The organism is Oceanospirillum linum, assembly GCF_001995095.2.
Classification (GTDB): domain Bacteria; phylum Pseudomonadota; class Gammaproteobacteria; order Pseudomonadales; family Halomonadaceae; genus Oceanospirillum; species Oceanospirillum linum.
Window position 1 is genome coordinate 1 of sequence record NZ_MTSD02000109.1, and the last position, 436, is coordinate 436.

The window sequence follows — 436 nt, forward strand, 5'->3', positions numbered from 1 at the left end:
GTACAACAACGGTCCGATCGCCGTCGCCGCAGGTTACTTCCACGCTAACAACACGAATGCGCTGTCGGCTCAGACCGGCCGTCGTACGGCCTGGGGCGGCACCTCGGACGGCCCGTTCGACATCGACCCGATCAACGACGGTTACCAATCGGCGAAGTCGATCGGTATCGCGCGCGTCGCCGGTCAATACACGGTCGGCCCGTTCACGATGGGTCTGAGTTACAGCAATGCACAGTACAAGCCCGACGGTTTCTCGACGTTCGGCTCGACCGAGAAGTACAACTCGGGTAGCGGCTTCTTCAACTACCAAGCAACGGCAGCGTTGCTGGTCGGCGTGGGCTATACGTACATGAAGTCGAGCGGCGATTCGTCGGCCAAGTACCATCAAGCTTCGCTGGGCGCGGACTACAGCCTGTCCAAGCGTACGGACGTGTAC

The 436-nt window shown here is 60.8% G+C and carries 1 protein-coding gene; it reads left to right on the plus strand.

Annotated elements, in window-relative coordinates:
* On the plus strand, positions 1-436 hold a 436-nt coding region (locus BTA35_RS16865), incomplete at both ends, for a porin (RefSeq protein WP_139363723.1).